At 72.3% G+C, this 21,944-nt stretch carries 24 protein-coding genes; 9 read left to right on the top strand and 15 right to left on the bottom strand.

All coding sequences use genetic code 11. The features are described from left to right. Positions 1-107: 107 nt before the first annotated feature. A complete protein-coding gene (locus IEY96_RS08845; protein WP_189194328.1) occupies positions 108-1,103 on the top strand; it encodes an Acg family FMN-binding oxidoreductase in 996 nt (331 codons plus the stop codon). A gap of 22 nt (positions 1,104-1,125) precedes the next feature. Continuing rightward, complete coding sequence (locus tag IEY96_RS08840) at positions 1,126-1,590, top strand: hypothetical protein (RefSeq protein WP_189194327.1); 465 nt, start codon at positions 1,126-1,128, stop codon at positions 1,588-1,590. A 171-nt stretch (positions 1,591-1,761) separates the two neighbouring features. On the opposite strand, the gene IEY96_RS08835 is transcribed toward IEY96_RS08840, so the two are convergent. The 4 genes from IEY96_RS08835 to IEY96_RS08820 all read right to left on the bottom strand — a co-directional run bounded on the left by IEY96_RS08835 (position 1,762) and on the right by IEY96_RS08820 (position 5,159). Continuing rightward, on the bottom strand, positions 1,762-2,667 hold the full coding sequence (locus IEY96_RS08835; protein ID WP_189194326.1) for a sulfite exporter TauE/SafE family protein: 906 nt from the start codon (positions 2,665-2,667) through the stop codon (positions 1,762-1,764). Then, the gene (locus IEY96_RS08830) at positions 2,664-3,260 is read right to left on the bottom strand and encodes a rhodanese-like domain-containing protein (RefSeq protein ID WP_189194325.1); all 597 of its coding nucleotides are present in this window, start codon (positions 3,258-3,260) and stop codon (positions 2,664-2,666) included. Before IEY96_RS08830 ends, IEY96_RS08835 begins: the two co-directional genes overlap by 4 nt. A 91-nt stretch (positions 3,261-3,351) precedes the next feature. Beyond that, positions 3,352-4,752, bottom strand: a complete 1,401-nt coding sequence (locus IEY96_RS08825) for an MBL fold metallo-hydrolase (RefSeq protein ID WP_189194324.1) — start codon at positions 4,750-4,752, stop codon at positions 3,352-3,354. A 137-nt stretch (positions 4,753-4,889) separates the two neighbouring features. After that, entirely contained in the window at positions 4,890-5,159 is a 270-nt protein-coding gene (locus IEY96_RS08820) for a metal-sensitive transcriptional regulator (RefSeq protein WP_189194323.1), read from the bottom strand. Positions 5,160-5,364: 205 nt separating this feature from the next. Between IEY96_RS08820 and IEY96_RS08815 the strand changes: the two genes are divergently transcribed. The 4 genes from IEY96_RS08815 to IEY96_RS08800 all read left to right on the top strand — a co-directional run bounded on the left by IEY96_RS08815 (position 5,365) and on the right by IEY96_RS08800 (position 9,250). Continuing rightward, entirely contained in the window at positions 5,365-5,757 is a 393-nt protein-coding gene (locus tag IEY96_RS08815; RefSeq protein WP_189194322.1) for a DUF302 domain-containing protein, read from the top strand. Positions 5,758-5,872: 115 nt separating this feature from the next. Next, positions 5,873-6,187: a rhodanese-like domain-containing protein gene (locus tag IEY96_RS08810; protein ID WP_189194321.1), complete on the top strand. Its 315-nt coding sequence runs from the start codon at positions 5,873-5,875 to the stop codon at positions 6,185-6,187. A gap of 166 nt (positions 6,188-6,353) precedes the next feature. Next, entirely contained in the window at positions 6,354-7,739 is a 1,386-nt protein-coding gene (locus IEY96_RS08805; protein WP_189194320.1) for an MBL fold metallo-hydrolase, read from the top strand. Between the two features lie 155 nt (positions 7,740-7,894). After that, positions 7,895-9,250, top strand: a complete 1,356-nt coding sequence (locus IEY96_RS08800; RefSeq protein ID WP_189194319.1) for an MFS transporter — start codon at positions 7,895-7,897, stop codon at positions 9,248-9,250. A gap of 77 nt (positions 9,251-9,327) precedes the next feature. Here IEY96_RS08800 and IEY96_RS08795 read toward each other — a convergent pair whose 3' ends face one another. Continuing rightward, the gene (locus tag IEY96_RS08795) at positions 9,328-9,531 is read right to left on the bottom strand and encodes an SHOCT domain-containing protein (RefSeq protein ID WP_229791471.1); all 204 of its coding nucleotides are present in this window, start codon (positions 9,529-9,531) and stop codon (positions 9,328-9,330) included. Between the two features lie 205 nt (positions 9,532-9,736). Between IEY96_RS08795 and IEY96_RS08790 the strand changes: the two genes are divergently transcribed. Continuing rightward, positions 9,737-11,305, top strand: a complete 1,569-nt coding sequence (locus IEY96_RS08790) for an amidohydrolase (protein WP_189194317.1) — start codon at positions 9,737-9,739, stop codon at positions 11,303-11,305. A 36-nt stretch (positions 11,306-11,341) separates the two neighbouring features. Here the strand turns inward: IEY96_RS08790 and IEY96_RS08785 are convergent, their stop codons facing one another. Together IEY96_RS08785 and IEY96_RS08780 are read right to left on the bottom strand one after the other, a co-directional pair. Then, complete coding sequence (locus IEY96_RS08785) at positions 11,342-12,313, bottom strand: FAD-dependent oxidoreductase (RefSeq protein WP_229791470.1); 972 nt, start codon at positions 12,311-12,313, stop codon at positions 11,342-11,344. Positions 12,314-12,496: 183 nt separating this feature from the next. Continuing rightward, positions 12,497-13,339: an MOSC domain-containing protein gene (locus IEY96_RS08780; protein WP_189194316.1), complete on the bottom strand. Its 843-nt coding sequence runs from the start codon at positions 13,337-13,339 to the stop codon at positions 12,497-12,499. A 168-nt stretch (positions 13,340-13,507) separates the two neighbouring features. On the opposite strand from IEY96_RS08780, the gene IEY96_RS08775 reads away from it, so the two are divergent. Further along, positions 13,508-15,010: an IMP dehydrogenase gene (locus IEY96_RS08775; RefSeq protein WP_189194315.1), complete on the top strand. Its 1,503-nt coding sequence runs from the start codon at positions 13,508-13,510 to the stop codon at positions 15,008-15,010. Positions 15,011-15,080: 70 nt separating this feature from the next. Here the strand turns inward: IEY96_RS08775 and IEY96_RS08770 are convergent, their stop codons facing one another. The 7 genes from IEY96_RS08770 to IEY96_RS08745 form a co-directional block, all read right to left on the bottom strand. Beyond that, on the bottom strand, positions 15,081-15,821 hold the full coding sequence (locus IEY96_RS08770) for a DUF6928 family protein (protein WP_373293545.1): 741 nt from the start codon (positions 15,819-15,821) through the stop codon (positions 15,081-15,083). Positions 15,822-15,956: 135 nt separating this feature from the next. Then, positions 15,957-16,880: a phosphotransferase family protein gene (locus IEY96_RS08765; protein ID WP_189194314.1), complete on the bottom strand. Its 924-nt coding sequence runs from the start codon at positions 16,878-16,880 to the stop codon at positions 15,957-15,959. A 58-nt stretch (positions 16,881-16,938) separates the two neighbouring features. Next, positions 16,939-17,070, bottom strand: a complete 132-nt coding sequence (locus IEY96_RS33115; protein WP_268247141.1) for a hypothetical protein — start codon at positions 17,068-17,070, stop codon at positions 16,939-16,941. Continuing rightward, positions 17,067-17,234 carry a hypothetical protein gene (locus tag IEY96_RS08760; RefSeq protein WP_189194313.1) on the bottom strand — a complete coding sequence of 56 codons (168 nt, stop codon included), beginning with the start codon at positions 17,232-17,234 and terminating at the stop codon, positions 17,067-17,069. The genes IEY96_RS33115 and IEY96_RS08760 overlap by 4 nt, the downstream gene beginning before the upstream one ends. A 57-nt stretch (positions 17,235-17,291) precedes the next feature. Further along, positions 17,292-18,395, bottom strand: coding sequence for a phospho-N-acetylmuramoyl-pentapeptide-transferase (mraY, locus tag IEY96_RS08755; RefSeq protein WP_189194312.1), 1,104 nt, complete (start codon positions 18,393-18,395; stop codon positions 17,292-17,294). 289 nt (positions 18,396-18,684) lie between these two features. Beyond that, complete coding sequence (locus IEY96_RS08750) at positions 18,685-19,161, bottom strand: SMI1/KNR4 family protein (protein ID WP_189194311.1); 477 nt, start codon at positions 19,159-19,161, stop codon at positions 18,685-18,687. 109 nt (positions 19,162-19,270) lie between these two features. Further along, positions 19,271-19,543 carry a transposase gene (locus tag IEY96_RS08745; RefSeq protein ID WP_189194310.1) on the bottom strand — a complete coding sequence of 91 codons (273 nt, stop codon included), beginning with the start codon at positions 19,541-19,543 and terminating at the stop codon, positions 19,271-19,273. 688 nt (positions 19,544-20,231) lie between these two features. On the opposite strand from IEY96_RS08745, the gene IEY96_RS08740 reads away from it, so the two are divergent. Further along, entirely contained in the window at positions 20,232-21,497 is a 1,266-nt protein-coding gene (locus IEY96_RS08740) for a PP2C family protein-serine/threonine phosphatase (RefSeq protein WP_229791468.1), read from the top strand. A 124-nt stretch (positions 21,498-21,621) separates the two neighbouring features. Here the strand turns inward: IEY96_RS08740 and IEY96_RS08735 are convergent, their stop codons facing one another. Further along, on the bottom strand, positions 21,622-21,927 hold the full coding sequence (locus IEY96_RS08735) for a helix-turn-helix domain-containing protein (RefSeq protein WP_189194308.1): 306 nt from the start codon (positions 21,925-21,927) through the stop codon (positions 21,622-21,624). Between the last annotated feature and the right edge of the window lie 17 nt (positions 21,928-21,944).

Here is a 21,944-nt window from a genome sequence, read left to right as displayed (position 1 = left end):
ACCACGCACCGGCCCACCGGCCCGGGCGCCCCGGGTCCTCCGGCCCTGTCCGCGGCCGGGCGGGCCGGGAATGGTCGAAGGGGGAGCAGCAACGAGGAGGCGACACCATGAGCCAGCCAGCGACCTGGGCGGAACAGACCCCGACGGTACGGATGCTGGAGGCGGCGGCCCGGCAGGCCCTGCACGCCCCGTCGGTGTTCAACACCCAGCCCTGGCGCTGGCGGATCACCGCGGACACCCTCGAACTGCGCGCCGACCCGGACCGGCAGCTCGCCACCACCGACCCGGACGGCCGGCTGCTCACCCTCAGCTGCGGCGCGGCCCTGCACCACGCCCGGGTGTCCCTCGCCGCCGCCGGCTGGGCGGTCACCGTCGAGCGGCGGCCCGACCCGGCCGACCCGGCGCTGCTGGCCCGGCTGCGCGCCACCGGCCCCGCCCACCTCGACGTCGCCGCCGCGCGCCTGGTCGACGCCATCCCGCGCCGCCGCACCGACCGCCGCGCCTACGGCGACCGCCCGGTGCCCGAGCCGGTGCTGGCGCGGCTGCGCGCCGCCGTCGAGGCCGAGGACGCCCACCTGCACATCGTCCGGCCGGACCAGATGCCGATGCTGGCCGTGTCCACCGGCCGCGCCGCCGACGCCGAGCTGGCCGACCCCGCGTACCGGGAGGAGCTGCGCCGGTGGACCGACCGGCCGGCGGGCAGCGGCGACGGCGTGCCCACCGCCACCGCCGTCCGGCCCGCGCCGCGCCGGGTGCCGCTGCGGGACTACGCCCCGGGCGGGGCCGCCGGGCTGAACGCCGGCGCGGACTTCGACCGCGGCGCGGCGTACCTGATCCTCTTCGGCGAGCAGGACGAGCCGGCGGCCTGGTTGCGCGGCGGGGAGGCGCTGTCGGCGCTGCTGCTCACCGCCACCGCCGAGGGGCTGTCCAGCGCCCCGCTCAGCGACGCCATCGAAGTCGCCTGGCCGCGCCGGATGATGCGCGACCTGCTCGCCGGGATCGGCGACCCCTACCTGGTGGTGCGGGTCGGCTGGGGGCCCGGCGACGACCTGCCGGCGGCGCCGCGCCGGTCGCCCGCCGACGTGATCGAGGTGACCGGCTGACGGGCCGCGTATCGTCGGCGACGTGTCCCGTTCGGATCCGGCCGGCGACCTGCCGTTCGTCGACGAGCACCGCACCCTCGTGGCCGTGCCCCCGGCCGCGGTGTGGCGGTCGCTCGGTGCGCAGTTCACCCACCACCGCGCGACCGGTGCCGACCTCCTGGCGCACCTGTTGGGCACCGTCCCCCGCCGCGCCGGCGGGCCGCCGCTCACCGAGGGTGCCGCCGTGCCCGGGTTCGCCGTGGCGGAGGCGGTGCCGGGGCGGCGGCTCCGGCTCGCCGGGCGGCACCGGTTCTCCCGGTACGTGCTCCGGTTCGACCTCGCCGACCACACCGGCGGGACGCTGGTGAGCGCCCGGACGTACGCCGAGTTCCCCGGGCCGCACGGGGCTCTCTACCGGCTGCTGGTGATCGGGTCGGGCGGGCACCGGCTCGCGGTCCGGCGGATGCTGCGCGACATCCGCGACCGCGCCGAGCGCGACTCGGCCTAGCTCGTGGAGGGTCAGCTCCTGCGGTTGCCGCCCGGCGCCACCGGATTCGGCGCGGACCGTTCCGGCGTGGACCTGCCTGCTCTCCTCGCGATCTGCCACCACGCCGCCCGGCGGCCCGGCCGAGGCGACTGCCCGACCCGGCTTGCCGGGCGCCCCTCGTGGTCGTCGGGATCAGTGACGGGAGACTGAGCCGACCGGCGCCGGGACGGCCGGCTCGCGCCGCGGTTCCGGCTTCCTCCGACCACGCAGCACGGTCAGCGCCACGGTGACCGCGGCGGCGACGCCGACACCGGTCCAGAGCAGCGGGCTGGTCCGCAGTCCCTCGGGCAGTTGCTGGCCGAGGACGAAGACGCCCATCACCACGACGAACCAGCCGAACGCCTTGCGCAGGATGTCGGCGGGGATCCGTCCGGCGAGCCGCCCGCCGACGAGGCTGCCGGCGATGGCAGCGACGGTCACCGCCGCCGCGAGGCCCCAGTTGATGCTCACACTCGACAGGTAGCCGGCCAGGCCGGCGAGGGACTTCATCGCGATGACCACCAGCGAGGTGCCGACGGCGACCGGCATCGGCAGGCCGCCGAGCAGCGCCAGGGCGGGCACCACCAGGAAGCCGCCACCGGCGCCGACCAGACCCGTGACGAGTCCGACCACCACGCCGTCGAGGACCACCCGCAGCACGGGCAGTTCGTGCGGCACCGGCCGCCCCTCGGCGTCGCGCCGGCCGCGGATCATCGCGATCGCGGTGGCCAGCATCATCACGGCGAAGGCGGTGAGGAGGAACCCGGCCGGGATGAACTCGGCCAGGCGGCCGCCCGCGTAGGCGCCGGTCATGCCGGCGAAGCCGAAGATCAGGCCGGTGCGCCAGCGCACCCGGTGGGCCCGGGCGTGCGGGATGACGCCCACCGCGCTGGTGGCGCCGACGACGAGCAGCGAGGTCGCGATGGCCTCCTTCGGGGGCAGGTCGGCGACGTAGACCAGCAACGGCACCGCGAGGATCGATCCGCCTCCGCCGAGCAGGCCGAGGCTGACGCCGATCAGGACGGCCAGTCCGATGGTCAGGGCCAGGGTCGCGGTCACGCCCGCCCCCCGGTGTCGCGCAGCTGGCCGACGATGGTGTCCAGGTCGCAGCTGGCGCCCCGGTTGTAGGGCAGCTTGCCGAGCATCATGCCCATGGCGCAGGTGTTGGTGACCGCGGCGAAGGTGAGGCCGGCGCCGATGAATCCGGCCACCCACTTCAGCTGCGGCACGAACACCGAGCCCAGGACGCTGGCCAGCACGATCGTGCCGGCGACGAGGCGGACCTGGCGTTCGAGGTCCCAGCGGGGGGCGCCCCGCTTGATCGGCGCGTTGGCCGCCTGCCAGGCCAGAATGCCCCCGTCGAGGACCCTCAGGTTGGGCAGGCCGACCCCGGCGAGGGCCTGCTCGGCCTGGGTGGCGCGGGCGCCGGAGCGGCAGACCAGCACGACGTCCTCGTCGAGGTGGTTGCGCAACTCCTCGCGGTGCTCCTTGAGCAGGTCCAGCGGCACGTTGTAGGAGCCGGGGATGTGGGACGTCTCGAACTCCGCCGGGGTACGCACGTCCAGCAGCCGCGGCGCGCGGCCGGCGTCGATCAGCTCCCGCAGGCTGACGGCATCGAGGGTGGCGGGGCGGGCGGTCTCGGAAGTGCTCATTTCTCCTCTTTCCTACGCAAAGCGCCACGGGTGATGGCGCGGGGATGCCGGCCGGCGCCGGGGCGGCGCCGGCCGGGTCGTGCCGGTGGGGTCAGGCTTCGGTGACGATCTCCAGGCCGGCGGCCTGGGCCTGGTCGAAGGTGTCGTCGATGACGACCACCTCGCGGCCGGCGTTCGCGAGCAGCGAGGCTGCGGCGGTCGCGCGGTAGCCGGAGCCGCAGTGCACCCAGACGGTGCCGGCCGGCAGGTCGGTGAGTCGCTTGGGCAGGTCGGGCAGCGGGACGTGCGCGGCGCCCCCGACGTGGCCGGCCTTCCACTCATTGGTCATCCGCACGTCGAGGACCACGTCCGCGGCGGGCAGGCCGGCGGGCGTGTTCCCCGCGCGGGCCGCCGCGAGGGCCGGGAAGTCCGCCATGCGCAGCTCCCGAACCTGCCGCGGTTCGGTCGCCCACTCCTCGGCCGCGCCGGTGGCCTGGGCGGCCGGGCGGTCGATGCCGATGCGGACCAGCTCACGCTGGGCGTCGGCGACCTGCTCCGGAGTGTCGGCGAGCAGGGTGATCGGCGCGCCCCAGTCGATCAGCCAGCCGAGCCAGGTCGACATCGGCCCGTCAAGACCGAGGCTCACCGTGCCGGCGAGGTGCGAGGCGGCGTACGCCTTGCGGTGCCGCAGGTCCACCACCCACTGCCCCTCGGCGATCCGCTCGCGCAGTTCGGCGGCATCGGCGCGGGTCACCGGGGTGAGGTCAACCGGGGCCGGACCAGCGAAGTTGGCCACGCCCATGTGGGCGTAGTACGCCGGGTAGGCGTCGAGACCGCCAAGGGTCTCCGCGACGAACTCCTCGCCGGCCAGCCGCAGGACCTGGTTCTTCGCCTTCTCCCGGCCGATGGTCGACTCCGGGGCGTCGGACTGGCTGGCCGAGCAGAAGCTGCCGAACCCGTGCGTCGGCCACACCTCCGCACCGTCGGGCAGCAGATCCGCCAGCCGCCGCGCCGAGGCGTGCTGGTGGTGGGCCAGCTCGTGGGCGTGCTGCTTGCCCAACAGGTCGGTCCGGCCCGTGGTGCCGAACAGCAGCGACCCGCCGGTGAACACGCCGGTCGGCTGCCAGTCCCCGTCGGTCGCCTCGTCGAGCACGTACGACAGGTGGTGGAAGGTGTGACCCGGCGTGGCGACCACCCGCAGCCGCATCGAGTCGGAGACGGCCACCTGGTCGCCGTCGGAGACCGGGATGCGGTCGAAGCGGACCTCGTCGGCCGCGGCCACGAGGTACTGGGCTCCGGTGATCCGGGCGAGCTCCAGCCCGCCGGAGACGTAGTCGTTGTGGATGTGCGTCTCCACCACGTGGGTGATGCGGACGCCCTTCTCCCCCGCGAGGTACATGACCCGGTCGATGTCGCGCTGGGGGTCGACCACGATCGCCACCTGCCCGTCCGAGGCGAGGTAGCTGCGGTCGCCGAGCGCGGACGTCGCGATGACGGAAACCTCGACTGCCATTTGCCTGCTCCTTCCGACGTCTTGCCAGACCCTTATACCCCCGGGGGTATAAGGGGGACACACTGCGGCCTTGCTCTTCAGGTGGGCGCGGCTGCCCACTCGCGCCGCAGCCGCGGCGCGAGTGGCGCCGTTCCGTGTCAGGCGAGAGCCAGGAAGAGCTTCTCCAGCTCCTCCTCGGTCATCTCCGGGGCCTCGCCACGCTCCCGCGCGGCCCCACAGTGCCGCATGCCCGATGCGATGATCTTGTAGCCCGCACGGTCGATCGCCTTCGACACCGCGGCGAGCTGGGTCAGCGCCTCGCGGCAGTCCTGACCGCTCTCCATCATCTCGATGACCGCGTTGAGCTGCCCGCGGGCCCGCTTGAGCCGGGTCAGCGCATCCGACGTCATCTCCGGTCGAAGCTTCATCGACACCTCCTGCCTCCAGCATACCCCGGGGGGTACCGCCTCCGCATGGGGATACCCCCACGGGTATCGTCAACCCCCCGGCTGGCAGACCCATTCCCCGCTCGCACCGGATCCGGTCCCGTCCGGGCAACACGGCGCGGCTTTGTCGAATCACGCACGCCGGCGGTGTCGTGACCGGCACCATCACACCTGGGGAGAGCAGAGCATGAGCTACGCGATCACCATCCGGCTGTCCGCCGGGTTCGCTCCGACCGTCGAGCGGGTCCGGGCGGCGCTGAGGGACCAGGGCTTCGGCGTGCTGACCGAGATCGACATGCGGTCCACGCTGCGGGAGAAGCTCGGGGTCGAGATCGAGGAGTACGTCATCCTCGGCGCCTGCAACCCGCCGCTGGCCCACCGGGCCGTGGAGGCCGACCGGAACATCGGCCTGCTCCTGCCCTGCAACGTCGTGGTGCGCGCCGACGGGCCGGATGCCACGCTCGTGCAGGCGCTCGATCCGCAGGTGATGGTGCGGTTGAGCGACGCGCCCGACCTGCCCGGGGTCGCCGACGAGGCGACTCGGCGGTTGCGGGCGGCCCTGGACGCGCTTTCGGGCTGAAATGCGGCACGGGCGGACATCCCGCCGTGATCGTTAAGGGCGGGAATGCCCCGCCGACCCGGCGCGCTATGGTCGACATGGATACCCCCGGGGGTATGTCGATCTGGAGGATGAGATGCACGAGGTGAACCTGGCGGACTTCGCCGCCGCGCACGCCGAGGGCGCTGCCGTGGTGGACGTCCGGGAGCCGTTCGAATACGTCGCGGGCCACGTGCCCGGGGCCCGCTCGGTGCCACTTGCGCAACTGCCCGAGGTGATCGGGGACCTTCCCCGCAACCGTCCGGTCTACGTCATCTGCGCCAGCGGCAACCGCAGCCTGGCCGCCGCGCAGTTCCTGGCCCGCGCCGGCATCGACGCCCGGTCGGTCGCCGGCGGCACCGGTGAGTGGCTCCGCACGGGCCGCGCCGTCGCGACGGGCGCGGACGCATGAACCGCGTCCGGCCGGGCCGACCGGCCTGAGCCGGCCCCGCCCCGACGGGGCGAACCCCGCACAACAGATCCCGGGAGGATGGGACCTTCGGCCCTGACAGATACCCCCCGGGGTATGAGCTATCGTGATTCGCATCGCTGGTCATCACTGCGAAGGAGTTCGGCACATGTTGTTCACCCAGTACTACCTGGACTGCCTGTCCCAGGCGTCGTACCTGATCGCCGACCAGAGCACCGGCCGCGCCGTGCTGGTCGACCCCCGCCGCGACATCGGCGAGTACCTGGCCGACGCGCGGTCGCACGGGCTGACCATCGAGGGCGTCATCAACACGCACTTCCACGCGGACTTCCTCGCCGGCCACCTCGAGGTCGCGGACGCGACCGGCGCGTGGATCGGCTACGGCCACCGCGCCGAGACCGAGTACCCGATTCGCAAGCTCGCCGACGGCGAGCGGATCGCCCTCGGCGACGTCACCCTGGAGATCATGGAGACTCCGGGCCACACCCCGGAGTCGATCAGTGTGCTGGTGTACGAGCACGCCGGCGACGCCGTGCCGTACGGCGTGCTGACCGGCGACGCCCTGTTCATCGGCGACGTCGGCCGTCCCGACCTGCTCGCCTCCTTCGGCGTCACCGCCGGCGAGCTCGGCGCGATGCTCTACGACAGCGTGCAGCGCAAGCTGATGGGGCTGCCCGACGAGGTGCGCGTCTTCCCGGCCCACGGCGCCGGCTCCGCCTGCGGCAAGAACCTCTCCACCGAGCGGCAGTCCACCATCGGCGAGCAGCGCCGCACCAACTACGCCTGCGCGCCCATGAGCCAGGACCAGTTCCTCGCCCTGGTCACCGGCGGCCAGCCGGCGGCACCGGGCTACTTCGCCTTCGACGCGGTGCTCAATCGCAAGGCCCGGCAGCTGTTCGACTCCACCGCGGCCGCCCGCCCGCTGGCCGCCGCCGAGTTCGCCCACGCCCGCGCCGAGGGCGCCGTCGTGGTCGACGCCCGCGACCCGCAGGAGTTCGCCGCCGGATACGTGGCCGGCTCGATCAACATCCCGGCCGACGGCCGCTTCGCCGAGACCGCCGGCAGCGTGGTCGCCCCGGACCGCAGGGTGCTCGTGGTCGCGCCGCACGACCGGGAGGAGGAGATCGTCGTACGGCTCGCCCGGATCGGCTTCGACCAGGTGGTCGGTTACCTCCGCGACGCGGAGACCGCGCTGGTCGAGCTGGCGGCCGAGATGACCCCGGCCAGTCGCCTCACCGCGACGGAGCTTCGCGACGCGCTCGACGGCGCCGAGCCGCCGGTGGTCCTCGACGTGCGCAACGTCGGCGAGCGCGAGCAGTGCGCCGTCCCCGGGTCGCTGCACGTCCCCCTCGCGGAGCTGACCCGCCGCCTCGACGAGGTACCGGCGGACCGGCCGGTGGTCGTGCACTGCGCCGGCGGCTACCGCTCCTCGGTCGCCGCCAGCCTGCTGCGCAACGCGGGCCGGCACGACGTCTCCGACCTGCTCGGCGGGTACGGCGCCTGGCAGACGATGCTCGACCCGGCCGCCGCCTGAGCCGAGCGGCCGGGATCCTGGGGACAGGTGACCGCGGACGGTCCTGCGGTCGCCTGTCCTCCTCGTCCCGGGCGCGCTCGACGCCGGTCCGGGCGTCTCACGGGCAGCGCCCACGACCGGGGCACCGCCACGACCACAGATCGCGGGAGGGATCAATGACCACGGCACTCCGGCTGGGCCTGCGGGCCAACGCCGCCCAGTTCACCCTGCTCGTCGCGGTCAACGCCCTCGTCGGCGGGCTGCTCGGCTCCGAACGCACCGTCCTGCCCCTGCTCGCCGAGCAGGAATTCCACCTCACCGCGTACACCGCGGCGCTGACGTACATCCTCGCCTTCGGCGCCACCAAGGCCGTCACCAACTTCTTCGCCGGCGCCCTGTCCGACCGGTACGGACGCAAGCCGGTCCTGATCGCCGGTTGGCTCGCCGGCGTCCCCGTACCCCTGATGATCATCTGGGCGCCGGCCTGGGGATGGGTCGTCGGCGCGAACGTCCTGCTCGGCGTCAGCCAGGGGCTGGCCTGGTCCACCACCGTCATCATGAAGATCGACCTCGCCGGTCCCGCCCGACGGGGACTGGCCATGGGGCTCAACGAAGCCGCCGGCTACCTCGCCGTGGCCACCACCGCCCTGGCCACCGGCTGGCTCGCGGCCGCGCACGGGCTGCGTCCCGCCCCGTTCCTGCTCGCCCTCGCCTACGCCGGCCTCGGCCTCGGACTGTCCCTGGCCTTCGTACGCGAGACCCGCGGTCACGCCCAACTGGAGGCAACGACCCACGTCACCGGAAGAACCGAGCATCACCACGGGCTCTCCACCGGCCGGGTCGCCGCGCTGACCTCCTGGCGGGAGCCGGCGCTCTCCGCGGCCAGCCAGGCCGGCATGGTCAACAACCTCAACGACGGCCTCGCCTGGGGTCTGTTCCCGCTGCTGTTCGCCACCGCCGGGCTGTCCCTGACCCAGATCGGGATCCTCGCCGCGCTCTACCCCGCCGTGTGGGGGCTCGGACAGCTCGTCACCGGGCAGGCGTCCGACCGCTACGGCCGCAAACCGTTCATCGTGGCCGGAATGCTCGCCCAGGCCGTCGCGCTCGCCTGGATCGCCCGCGCCGACGGCTTCGCGGGCTGGGCCGCCGCCGCCGTACTGCTCGGCGCCGGGACCGCGGCCGTCTACCCCACCCTGCTCGCCACCGTCGGCGACGTCGCCCACCCCGCCTGGCGGGCCCGCGCCGTCGGCGTCTACCGGCTGTGGCGCGACGGCGGCTTCGCCGTCGGCGCCCTGCTCGCCGGCGCCGTCGCCGACCTCGCCGGCATCCGCACGGCCGTCTGGGTCGTCGCGGCCCTCACCGCCGCCTCCGGCGTCCTGGCCTGGGTCCGCATGTACGAGACGCACCCGCCAGCGGCGCGGCTGCCGCGGCCCGGCGCGGGCGCCCCGGGGCCAGCTCCGTTCCGCGGTGGCGCTGCTCGGTGGCGGCGCCGGCGCGCTGAGGACCCGGTGTCCCCGGCGCCCGAACGGTGAGCGCCGCCGCCCAGACGTAGCGCGGGACCCTGCGGGAGCGGCCCGGGAAAACCGTCCGGGTTGCACGGCTGATCGGCTCAGGACGGGTCCGGGTCCCGTCCGGCCAGGTGCGCCCGAGCCCGCCGGTACTCCACGGCGTCGATCTCGCCCAGCGCGAACCGGCGGTCGAGGATCTCCTGCGGCGTCTCCCGGACCTGCCGGCCGTTGTCGCCGGGGCGTTGGATGGCCCTGGCCACCGCCCAGACGATCACGGCGATGAGAGCGACCCACACGACCGGCATGAGTATCATCCAGATCCAGCCCGAGCCGTATCCGTACATCATGGTGTCACCTCCGCGGTGGACCCCCTCTCCGAGTATCGTCACCCGGCGCAGGTGCTCCGGCCAGGGACTTACGGCCCCTACCGCCGTGCTGGTCGCCGACGAGTTGACCTTCCGCGGTACGCCACGGCGAGGAGCCACCGCCCCTCGAGATCGCGAGAGTCACATGAGCGTCCGCGTGTACCGCAACGCCGCCATCCACACGGGAGACAGCGGCAACCCGTTGGCCACTGCCCTGGCCGTGGACGGCGACCGCCTGCTCGCCGTCGGCCGCGAGGCGCAGGTGCGCGCGGCGGCGGGCCGGGGCGCGGAGCTGGTCGACCTGGAGGGCGCCGCCGTGCTTCCCGGGCTCTACGACGCCCACATCCACACCGCCCAGTACGCGCAGAGCCGGGGCGCCGTGGACCTGCGCGACGTGCGGTGCCTGGACGAGGCCCTGTCGACGGTGGCCGCGCACGCGGCGCGGCTGCGGCCGGGCGCCTGGCTGTTCGGCGGCCGGTGGAACAGCAACACCTGGGATCCGCCGGCGCAGCCGGACCGGTACGCGCTGGACTCGGTCTGCCCCGAGCTGCCGGTCGCGCTGCCCAGCGTGGACGGCCACACGGTGTGGGCGAACTCCGCCGCGCTGCGACTGGCCGGCATCGACGCGAGCACTCCCGACCCGGTGGGCGGCGAGATCGTCAGGGACGCCACCGGCGAGCCGACCGGCATCCTCCGCGAGACGGCCTCGCACCCGCTGCGCGACCTCATGGTCTCCCCCGATCTGCGCGAGCTGCTGAAGGCCGGGCAGGAGGAGTTGCTGGCGCTCGGCCTGACCAGCGTGCACGACATCGACGGCGAGGACTGCCGGGCCGCCTACCTGGCTCTGCGCGACGCCGGCGAGCTCAAGCTGCGCGTCCACAAGGCGATCCCGGTGGGTCACCTGGATGCGGCCATCGCCGAAGGTCGCCGGACCGGGCAGGGCGACGACTGGTTGCGTACCGGGCCCGTGAAGGTCTTCAGCGACGGGGCGCTCGGCTCGCACACCTGCCACATGAGCAGGTCCTTCGCCGGCGAGCAGGGCAACGTGGGCATCGCGGTCACCCCGTACGAGGATCTGGTCAGGCTTTTCGCCCGGGCCGCGGGGGCGGGCATCGCGGTGGCCACGCACGCCATCGGCGACCGCGCCAACCACCTGGTCATCGACGCCTACGAGGCGGTCGGCCGTACGCCGGGGCTGCGGCACCGCATCGAGCACGCACAGCACCTGCGGCCCGCCGACCTGGCCAGGATGGCCGGCCTGGGCATCGTCGCCTCGATGCAGCCGGTGCACTGCACCAGCGACATCGATCTCGTCGACTCCCTGCTGGCCGGCCACGATCTGGCCTCCTACGCCTGGCGCGGGATGCTGGACGCGAGCGTCGTGCTGGCGTTCGGCTCCGACGCCCCCGTCGAGAGTCCCGACCCCTTCGCCGCGCTGTACGCCGCGGTGACCCGTAGCCGTCCCGACGGAACGCCCGCCGGTGGCTGGCAGCCTGAGCAGCGGCTCAGCATGGCGGAGGCCGTCCGCGCCCACACCCTGGGCGCCGCCCGCGCTGCCGGGGAGGATGACCGCAAGGGCGTCCTCGCGCCCGGCAGACTCGCCGACTTCATCGCGGTGGACACCGACCCCTACCGGGACTCGCCGGACGCCGTGCTGCGCACCACGGTGCTGACGACCGTCGTGGGCGGCGAGATCCGCTGGCAACGACCCTGACGACGCCGCCGTTTCCGCCACGCCGGGCGCGCCCGGTCAGCCGCCCAGGGCCAGGTCCGCCACCTCGGCGGCGCACCCCCAGGACAGCGTGACGCCCGCCCCGCCGTGGCCGTACGCGTGCACGAGCCGGCTGCCGCGCGGGCCCGCCGGGTCCGGGTCCACCTCGACCCGCGGGCCGCCGTGCCGTGCCGGCCGCAACCCGATCCGCTCGCCGAGCACCGGCGCGCCGGCCAGCTCCGGCACCAGCGCCACGCAGCGGGCCCGGATCGCCGCCGCCGTGTCCGGGTCGGGCGCGGTGTGCGCCACCCCGGTCTGGTACGTGCCGCCGAGCACCACGTCGTGCCGGCGGGGGTGCACGTACGTGATCCCGGCCGGGTCGTCCTCGTCGCGCACCGACACGGTCAGGCCCGGGTTCGCCACCAGCACCACGTGCCCGCGTGCCGGGTGCACGGCCGGGTCGGCGGCGAGCCGGCCGGCGGCCAGACCCGTGGCGTTGACGACCGTCGGGGCGATGTCGAACGCCTCGGCGAGCCGCTCCACCCGGTGGCGCAGCACCCGCCCGCCGCCGGCCTCCAGCCGCTGGCGCAGCCAGGCCAGGTACGGCGTCATCTCCACGGTCGGCGCGGTGAACCTCAGCACCGCCGTGTACGGGGGCGCCAGCGGTTCGGCCACCAGGGTCCCGCACGCCTCCGCCCACCACGGCGGGCCGGCGTACGGATGGCGCAGCAGCATCCGGGTCGGCCGGTCGACCACCCCCGGCACACCGTCCGCCGCCTGGCGGCCCAGTTCCGTGTGAGTCCGCCGCGCCCAGCGCAGCACCCGCGGGTCCTGGTCGGTGTGGCTGGGGTACCAGACCGCGGCGGCCACCGTGGACACCGTGTCGGCCGGGTCGTGGGCGGTCAGCACGGTCACCCGCGCGCCCCGCTGCTGGAGGGTGACGGCCACCGTCATCCCGACGATCCCACCACCGACCACCACCACGTCCGGCCCTGCCGTCGTCGTCCGCACGCGTGTCAGTGTCCGGCCTGCTTCTTCCTCAGGACAAGCACAAGGACCACCTCACGTCCCGGTTCGTGTCCCCGCCGGCCGGGACACCCGTCAGGTAGGCACCAGGAGCGGCCCTCGACGGCGTGGTAGTCGACGGCAGCGGGCTCGTGCGGCCAGGCGGCCGTCGTCGCGCAGCAGGTCCGGTCAGTCCAGCACCTCGACGGTGTCACCGACGCCGACCGTACGACCTTCGCGAGTCCCGCCCGGTTCGGCCCGCACCGTCAGCTGAAGGCCGAAGAGGAGCTTCTGGCCGACGTTCCGCCGTGCGGCGAGCATCCACAGCGGCTCCCGCCCCCGCTCCCCGGTCTCCTGGTCGATCGTCGCGACCAGGCAGCGACCACACTCGCCGACGCCGTGGAACACCGCCCCGCCGATCCTGACCCGCCGGCCGACCCACTCGCCCTCGGCCCACGGCGCGGCACCGCTGACCACCACGTTGGGGCGGAACCGGGTCATCGGCAGCGGCCCCTCGGTGCTGCCCGACTCCAGCAGCCAGTCGTTGAACGCGTCCAGCGACGCGCTGTTGGCCAGCAGCAGCGGACTGCCGTCGGCGAAGCTCAGCTCGGCGCCGGAGCCGACCGGAACCGGCCAGGGAACGCGGTTGCCGGTGGGGTCACCGAGCCAGACCAGCCGGGCGGCACGCCCCAACAGCCGGTGGAGCCAGTCGTCCGCCTCAGGGCCGGCGGCGCGTGCCGGTGCGGGCGGCCGCCCCCGGAACACCCGGACCTGGATCGCCTCGCCGGCGGTCGGTTCGGCCAGATCGAGCGGGGCCAGCCCCGGCGCGTCCAGGGTCAGCCCGCCCGGCCGGGACACCGCCCGCACCGTCACCAGTTCCCGGTGCTGGCGCTGGGTCAGGCCGAGCCCGTCTTCGTCCACGATCAGCCAGCGCCGGTCGCCGTCCAGGCCCCACTGCTCGACCCGCGCCGTGTCGCGGTCCATCCGGCGGCACCCCTTCACCGGGTACGTGTGCAGCGACGCGACTCGCATCCGGCCAGCATCACACGAGCGGACCGCGGGCGGAAGCGGCACGGGTACGCCCTTGCCGCGCGCCGGCCGGTCCCGCCCCGGGGACCGACCGCAGCGGCCGTCGCGGCGCTGGTAGCGTGCGTGGGCATTCCAGCCAGCCCGCAGCGGCGGAGTGTTTAGGAGCAACGCGTGGTCGTGATCCTCCCCGAGGTTTCCCGCACCCTCAACGAGTACCTGCTCGTGCCGAACCTCACCACCGAGGACTGCACCCCGGACAACGTCGACCTGTCCACCCCCGTCGTGCGGCACCCGGTCGGCGGGTCCTCGCCGCTGCGCATCGCCGTACCGCTCGTCAGCGCCATCATGCAGGCGGTCTCCTCGCCCCGCCTCGCCATCGCGCTCGCGCAGACCGGCGGGCTGAGCTTCATCCACCAGAACCAGACCGTCGAGGCGCAGGCCGAGTCCGTCAGCGCGGTGAAGCGCCACAAGGCGGGCTTCCGGCACTCCGACATCAACACGAAGCCGTCCGCGACGCTCGGCGAGGTCAGCCGCCTGCTCAAGGCCGCCGAACGCGACGTCGCGGTCGTCACCGACGACGGCACCTCGAGTGGCCTGTTCATCGGCCTGATCTCCACCGCCGACTTCCATCCCCAGCGTCACGACCTCAACGACACGGTCGAGTCCCGGATGCGCCCGGCCGACGGTCTGGTGACCGCGCCACCGACGATCTCGCTGTCCGACGCGAACACCCTCATCTGGGACCACCGCCTCGACCTGCTGCCGATCGTCACCGCCGACGGCCACCTCGCCTCGATCGTGCTGCGCCGCGACTACGAGCTGCACAAACAGTTCCGCAACGAGTCCATCGACGGCGACAAGCGGTTCCGGGTCGGCGCCGGGATCAACACCCGCGACTACCGCGACCGGATCCCGGCCCTCGTCGAGGCCGGCGCGGACGTGCTGTGCATCGACTCCTCCGACGGCTACTCCGTCTGGCAGCAGAAGACGTTGCGGTACGCCGTTGACGAGTTCGACGGCGCTGTCCCGGTCGGCGCGGGGAACGTCGTCGACGGCCGCGGGTTCCGCTACCTCGCCGAGGCCGGTGCCGCGTTCGTCAAGGTCGGTATCGGCGGCGGGTCGATCTGCATCACCCGCGACCAGAAGGGCATCGGCCGGGGACAGGCTTCCGCGCTCATCGACGTGGTTGCCGAACGCGACCGCTACGCGGACGAGACCGGTGTCTACGTGCCGATCTGCTGCGACGGCGGCCTGCTCGCCGACTACCACATGGCGATCGCCCTCGCCCTCGGCGCCGACTTCATCATGCTCGGGCGCTACTTCGCCCGGTTCGACGAGAGCCCCTCCAACCTCGTCAACCTCGACGGGCAGCTGTTCAAGGAATACTGGGGTGAAGGCTCCCAACGGGCCCGGAACGTCGCCCGCTACGACCAGGGCGAGACCGAACTGCCGTTCGAGGAAGGCGTCGACGGCTACGTGCCGTACGCCGGCAGCCTCTACCCGAACATCGCCCGTACGGTCGCGAAACTGCGCGCCACCATGGTCAGTTGCGGCGCCGTCACGCTGCCGGACTTTCACCGCGACGCGATGCTCGTCCAGGTGTCGCAGCAGAGCTACGAACAGAACGGCGCCGAGGTCCGGCTGCGCAGCGGCTCGGGCGGCAGCGGGCAGTAGACGGCGGATTCGTCATCCGGGCGCGGACGGGCCGGGCAGCGCATCCGCGTCGCCCGGCACGCGCACCGGCTCAAAGGCTGTCGAGGCTGACCTCGTGCATCGTCCCGTCCGGCCCCATCCGGAACAGCCGCGGTGGGCCCATGAGCCGTCGTGCCTCCGCGTACGCGGCCTCACGCGCAGCCTGTTCCGCGCCGGACGGGTCGGTCACGCGGAAGCCGTGCAGATGGACGGCGTCCGTGTCGACGTCGTCCGGGTCGGGGTAGCCCTCGATGACGAAGCCGAACAAGGCACGCAATGCCAGCTCACCCAGCTCGAGAGGATGAAACGGCAACGCGTACGGCCGCTGACCGGGCCAGCCCGGTACGGGCTCGACCGGGTGCTCCCCCGCCCAGTACGGCAGCTCGAAGTCGTACGGCCTGCCGATGTTCTCCTGGATGCCGGCGTCCGGCGACAGGCTCAGCGATCGGACGAGCTCGCCGTCCTCCCAGACCGCGAAACCGAGCCAGTCCACGACCGAGTGCATCCCGTGCATGACGATCCGCCGGCCCGCTCCCGCCTGGCGCAGGTGTTCCGGCAGCTCTGACGGCCGGTCGAGCGCCAGCCGCCGGTCGCAGTACAGCTCCGCCCCGGCCAGCTTCGTGGCGTACGTGATGTCGTCCGGCGGGTAGACGTGTTCGAACAGCGTGCCGTCGTCGACGGGCTCCACGACGTAGCCCGGGTGGACCTGACGTACCAGCGCCTCGGTCTCGGCCAGCTCCGAGCGCGCCGCGCCGCGCAACGCGGGACGGACAACGCCGTCGGCGAACGCCAGCAGTGCCGTCTTCGCGCACGTCGCTCCTCCAGGCTCCAGAACTGACGGACAGGTGTCGTCGTCATCGACTGTCGCCTCGAGCGAGATCGGGACGCACGTTTCGCGCCGCGCACCCGGCGCAGAAGCGAATCACTGTCACCTGAGCAGCGCCTCGAGCTCGGGAAGTCGGCCGAACAATTCGGGGAGGCCGCGCACTCCGTTGCGCACGGACTCGTGCGACAGCGCGAGGTCAGGGCCGGTGCTCGCCTCGACACCGGCGAGGCAGCGGAGGATGTTCCACCTCGTGAACCCCAGCCAGCCGCTGATCATGAACACGAACCAGCTTGGACCCGACGGCGGCAGCGCTCCGCCTCCTGCGACGTAGCCGTCGAGGACCGAGCGGAAGATGGCGGGCTTGACGTCGTCGAAGCCAGGTCCCTTCGCGAGGCTCAGCGCGGTCGAGCCGAGCTCACTGGACAAGTCGAGCATCCCCGAGAGCTCCCAGTCGAGCACCACCGGCCGACCCTCCCGAGCGAGTAGGTTCCACGGTTGGATGTCCCTGTGGGTCAACACGACGGGGCCTGGTCGCTCGCAGGTGTCGACGAATCGGGCAATCGCGAGGAACGTCTCGACCTGGGAGGTGAGTTCGCCGGCCCACGGCTGTCCGGTCGCCGTCGCCCGCTCGGCGAGCTCGGGCCAGTCCCGTGACGTCGGGTCCTCGATCGAGACGTGGGTCCACGCGACGTCGAGCGTGTGGATGCGCGCGAGAATCTCACCGATCTCGAACGCGTACGCCGGCGACACAGGTGCTTCGGGCATCTTCTCGCCCTCGACCCACCGGTGGACGAGCGTGTGGTGGCTGGCCGAGATCGGCTCTGGCATCGGGATGCCGGCAGCGAAGGCCGCCCGCTCGAACCTGAACACATCCTCGGCGCGGTAGGTCCAACGGCGATCGAGGAGGTTCAACTCCTTCACCGCGAACGACCCCTGGTCGGTGTCGAGTCGGTACATCCGGTTGGCGAACCCGCCGTGGACACGGATCATCGGACCGATCGGCGCGCCGAGATGTGGAAGGTCCACCCCACGCAATCTAGGGCTGGCAGTTCGTCGATGCACCCGCTTTACCCGGGATGCGTGCTCAGAGCAGGGTGGTCAACGGGTCGTTTCGGTGAGGTCCGGCCGCCTGCTGAGGACATGCCAGCACCGGGCGGTTGGTGCGGTTCAGATCGACCATGCCCGGCGGCGGCACCACCTCGTACTCGGTCTTCAAGCCGAGCCCCGGGCGAGGTTGGACAGCATCTCGTAGGCGGCGAGCATCTCGGCGGAGACGACTGCGTATGGGTCCTTCTTGTCCGCCTCGAACTTGCCGCCCGCGGCGACGGTCAGCGGCCCGGTGCCGAGCATCGCCCGTTCCGGCCGGGGTCCCGACGACACCCCGGTGGGGAATCAGGCTGCCCGGCGGATCACCGTCGGTGGCTTGTCGCGTGGCTTTTATCCAACGACCGCCAGGAAATCCGAGTAGAACAGGCCCAGGCCGACCGCCACGCAGACGCCGGCCACGATCCAGAACCGGACCACAATATTGACCTCGCTCCATCCGGCCAACTCGAAGTGGTGGTGCAACGGCACCATCCGGAAGACACGTCTACCGGTGGTCCGGAACGAGACGATCTGGATCACCCAGGTCGTCGTGATGATGACGAAGAGCCCGCCGATCATGATCGAAAGCAGCGTGGTGCGGGTTGCCACCGCGAGCCCGCCGATCAGGCCGCCGAGCCCGAGCGAGCCCACGTCACCCATGAAGATCCGCGCCGGGGACGTGTTCCACCACAGGAAGCCCACGCAGGCGGCAGCCGCCGCCGCCGCGATCATGGCGATCTCCAGGGGATCCCGGACCTGGTAGCAGTAGTCGTTCACGCGGGCGTACGCGTCGTCGGCGCACCAGTGCCGGTACTGCCAGAAGCCGATCAGCGCGTACGCGCCGAGCACCAGGATCGACGCGCCGGTGGCCAGGCCGTCGAGGCCGTCGGTGAGGTTCACGCCGTTCGACATCGCCATGATCACGAAGACGAAGACCATGACCGCGCCGACCTTGCCGACGTCCAGCCAGCTGATGTCGCGGATGAGCGAGATGTGCTCGCTGGCCACGGTCTGGCCGTTGGTGCTCGGCACGTAGAGCGCGGCGATGCCGAACCCGCCGCCGACGATCGCCTGGCCGAGCAGCTTGCCTTTGGCGGACAGTCCGTCGGAGTTGCGCCGGCGCACCTTGAGGAAGTCGTCGAAGAAGCCGACCGCGCCGCAGAAGACGAACAGCCCGAGCAGCACCAGGGCCGTCATGGTCGGCCCCTCCTGCGCGATCTGCCGCTCGGGCAGGGTGGTCAGGGCGATATGCCCGGCGACGTAGGCGAAGACGGTCGCCACGATGAAGACGACGCCGCCCATCGTGGGCGTGCCCTTCTTGCCCTGGTTGCTGGCGAGCCCGATGGATCGGATCGGCTGGCCGGCCTTGAGCGCGGTGAAGACGCGAATCGCCACCGGCGTGCCGAACAGGGAGATCATGAACGCGACCGCGGCCGCGACGATGACCGCCCTCACGGGCGAACCTCCACGAGATCCGGATTTCTCACGGCGTCCCCACCGAGCTTCCAGATCAGCGCCTGACGTATCGACCTGAGCTGGCCGTGCAGATGGTCCTTAGCGAAATCCTCGATCATGAGACACGAGCTTGCCATCCGACGGCGAGCGGAGCAGCCCTGGACCTCACCCGTTGCGGTCTCTGAGGGAGGGTCGGGGTGCGGGGCAGCGCCCCGCCGCCCTTGCGGGAGTGGCAGGCTTTGGGCGGCAGGCCCGGGGGCTGTTCTTGGGTCTTGGTGGTGTGGTGGAGTCAGGGTCGAATGCCGAGGCGCGCCGCGAATTCCAGGAAGCTGGGTGCTTCAAGCGTCGGCTCGTCAACGTCGTGGTAGTGGAACCACACCTCGTCGCTGCACCGGCCGTCGAGGACGGGGAAGCACCAGTAGTCGCCTGTACCGACGGGTGCCACCGCGACGAAGGACCCATCCGGGAACTCGGCCTGGCTGACGGAGACGACGTCGTCGACGTGGTGCGCGGACGCTGCTGTGGGTATGGGCAGCAGGTCGAGGAATCCGAACTGCCCGCCGCCGTAGCGCAGCATGAATGCCTTGTACTGCTCGGGCAGTGTCGCGCCCAGCGCTCCCTCCGCCGCGGCGATGTCCTCCGCCGACGCGGTCAGCCCTTCGATCACCTTGAAGTCTTCGATTTCCTCGAAGCCGGACCTGGCTGCCCGGGCGCGGAGTGATTGAACGTGCTGGTCGAACTCCTCGAGGTCCATGCCGTCGATCATCTCCGACTCCTAGAACCGGTGTTGATCGTGGTGGTGGTTTGGAGTTGGAAGCACCGGTTGTTCCGGAGCAGGGCCCACAGCACGTCGACGCGGCGACGGGCAAGGGCGATCAACGCCTGCTGGTGCTTGCGGCCCTCGGCGCGTTCGCGCTGGTAGTAGTCCCGGTTCGGGCCGTTGATCGGAGAGTGCTCAGGGAGGACATGTAGAACACGTGACGCAGCCGCCGGTTGTAGCGCTGCGGGCGACGCAGGTTGGCGACCCGCTTGCCAGAGTCACGGGCCACCGGCGCCAAACCCGCGTAGGCGGCCAGGTGATCAGGGCTGGCAAGGTCGACAGGTCCCCGACCGCGACGATGAACTCCGCCGCCAGCCAGTGCACCCATGCCGGGAAGGCATAATCGCGCCACTGCTGACGCAGCTCGTCATGACGGGCCCGGCCAGCACCTGCGACAGCCCCAGCTCCTCACCGGCGCTGAGCTTCAGAAGCCAGACCGCGGCCGCTCCCTCTGGCGTCGCCTCGCCGCGCTCGGCTTCCAGCTGCTTCCGCACGGCCCACGAGGCGGGAACAGCAACAAGGCCGGCGCAGACGATCACCGCGAGCCAAGGCCACCCATGGAAGCTCTGCGGAAGCTCGGCGAGAGCCTCGATCAATGAGCCGTTGCTGTACTTCACTGCTGTACAAGATCAGAAAAGGCCATCCGGAAGATCCCGAATGGCCTCTGACCTGCGTCGGGACGGCCGGATTCGAATCGACGACCCCTTGACCCCCAGGCCATTGAGTCAAGCGTTTCCGCACGTCACGCACGCAATGCCCATGATCAAGGCGTGCAGCCGGAAGCGCGTCGTCCGCTACCGCGCATCACGTGCGGTCCCCCGGTGGTCCCCAGGTTTTTGGCGTTGCAATCCGGCGAAACCAGCGCGGCAGTCGAAGGCCCACACAACGGCGGCGGGTGACCGTCCGGACCGCCCCGGTCGCGGCGGCAGTGCTCAGCTGAGCCCGGACGCCGGCCCGGGGCCGACGAAACCCGTGCTGGAGGGCTTGTCGGGGTCTCTCGGCCTATGCTCTGGCGCGTGAACGAGAAACGGTGGAGCGGCGTAGACCTGGGCAACGTGCTGCGCGCTGTCGAGGACGCCGCCCCGGTCGACGCGGTGGAGGCGGTGACCCGAGGCATCGGCGTCGACCTCGGGGCGCGATGGGTGTCGTTCCTCGTCGCGGACATGAGCGGCCGGGCTCTCGTTCGGCTGGCCCACGACGTTCCCTTTGGGGACCGGCCCGGCAGACGCAGGCAGGACGAGGACGTCGCCACCGTGCTGCCTTTCAACGGCGGGCCACGGGAACAGGCGCTGCGCTCCCAGCGCGTGCAGGTCCGTTCGAGCGGAGATGATCACGTCGTGATGGCGCCCGTCACGCAACGGGGCGAGGCCATCGGACTGTTGGAGATCTCCTTGCCGCTCGAGCCGGACGACAGTGCCCTGGCCGAGATCTCCCGGGCCGCGCACGCGCTGGCGTTCGTGGTAATTGCCGCCCGGCGGCACACGGACCTCTTCGAATGGGGTCAGCGGACCACTCCGTTCACCCTCGCCGCGGAGATCCAGCGCCGGCTCCTGCCCTCCTCGTTCACCTGCGAGGCCGGCTCGTTCACCCTCTCGGCGTGGCTGGAGCCGGCGGCCAGCATCGGCGGAGACACCTTCGACTACAGCCTCGCGCGCAACCTGCTGCATCTGAGCATCACCGACGCCGTGGGACACGGCGTGCACAGCGCCCTGACCGCAACGCTCTGCGTCGGCAGCCTGCGCCACACCCGCCGCCGCGGTCACACGCTGCTCGACCAGGCCCGGGCCGCGAACTCGGCGCTGATCGAGAGCCCGCCCGGAGGGTTCACCTTCGCCACCGGACTTCTCGGCCGGCTCGATCTGCGCACCGGCGTGCTGGCCATGGTCAACGCCGGCCACCCCACCCCACTCCTGGTGCGCGACGGAACCGTCCAGCCCCTCGCGCTACCGGTCGATCCGCCGTTCGGCGTACTGCGCCACGGGACCTACCGCACAACCGACGTCCCGCTGCGCCCCGACGATCGGCTCATCCTGCTCACCGACGGCATGCTGGAACGCGGCGCCGCCCGCCTCGACCTGCCCGCACGGCTGCCGAGCCTCAGCGACCTGCACCCCAGGGAGGTCGTCCGCATACTCGGCGACGCCGTCCTCGACGTCGCCGGACCAACCCTGCCCGACGACGCCTGCATGCTCGTCCTCGACTGGCACGGCGACCACGGCGACAACCGCTCCACCACGGCCGGCGCCGATCCCCACCGAGCGAGTGCCCTTCCGCACGCCTGAGACCAGAATGACAAGCCGTGCGTCTGTGGTCCTGACCTCGTCCGCTCCTGGACGCAACCGGCGGCGCCCCGCCGCGCCACGCGACAGTTCGCCACGAGAGCGAGGCGGTCAGTGGCGCTGGCGGTCAGTGGCGCTGGCGGTTCTGATTCTGCCGCAGGGCCTCCTCGAGCTGGTCCTCGAGGATGATGATCCGGCAGGCGGCCTCCAGCGCCGTGCCCTGGTCGACCATGTCCCGGGCCCTTGCGGCCAGCCGCAGTTGATAGCGGGAGTAGCGGCGATGCCCGCCGGCCGAGCGTTGCGGGTCGATCAGCTTCGCCTCGTCCAACCTGCGCAGGAACTCCTGCGTGGTGCCGACGATCTCCGCGGCACGACCGATCGTGTACGCGGGGAAGTCCTCGTCGCCGAACATGTCATCGGGGTTTTGCCCCATGTCACCTCCACGTCGAG

This window comes from Micromonospora fulviviridis (assembly GCF_014648395.1).
In the GTDB taxonomy this organism is placed as follows: Bacteria; Actinomycetota; Actinomycetes; order Mycobacteriales; family Micromonosporaceae; genus Micromonospora; species Micromonospora fulviviridis.
The sequence above is the reverse complement of the archived record's forward strand: the minus strand, read 5'-3'. Positions and strand labels throughout refer to the sequence as shown.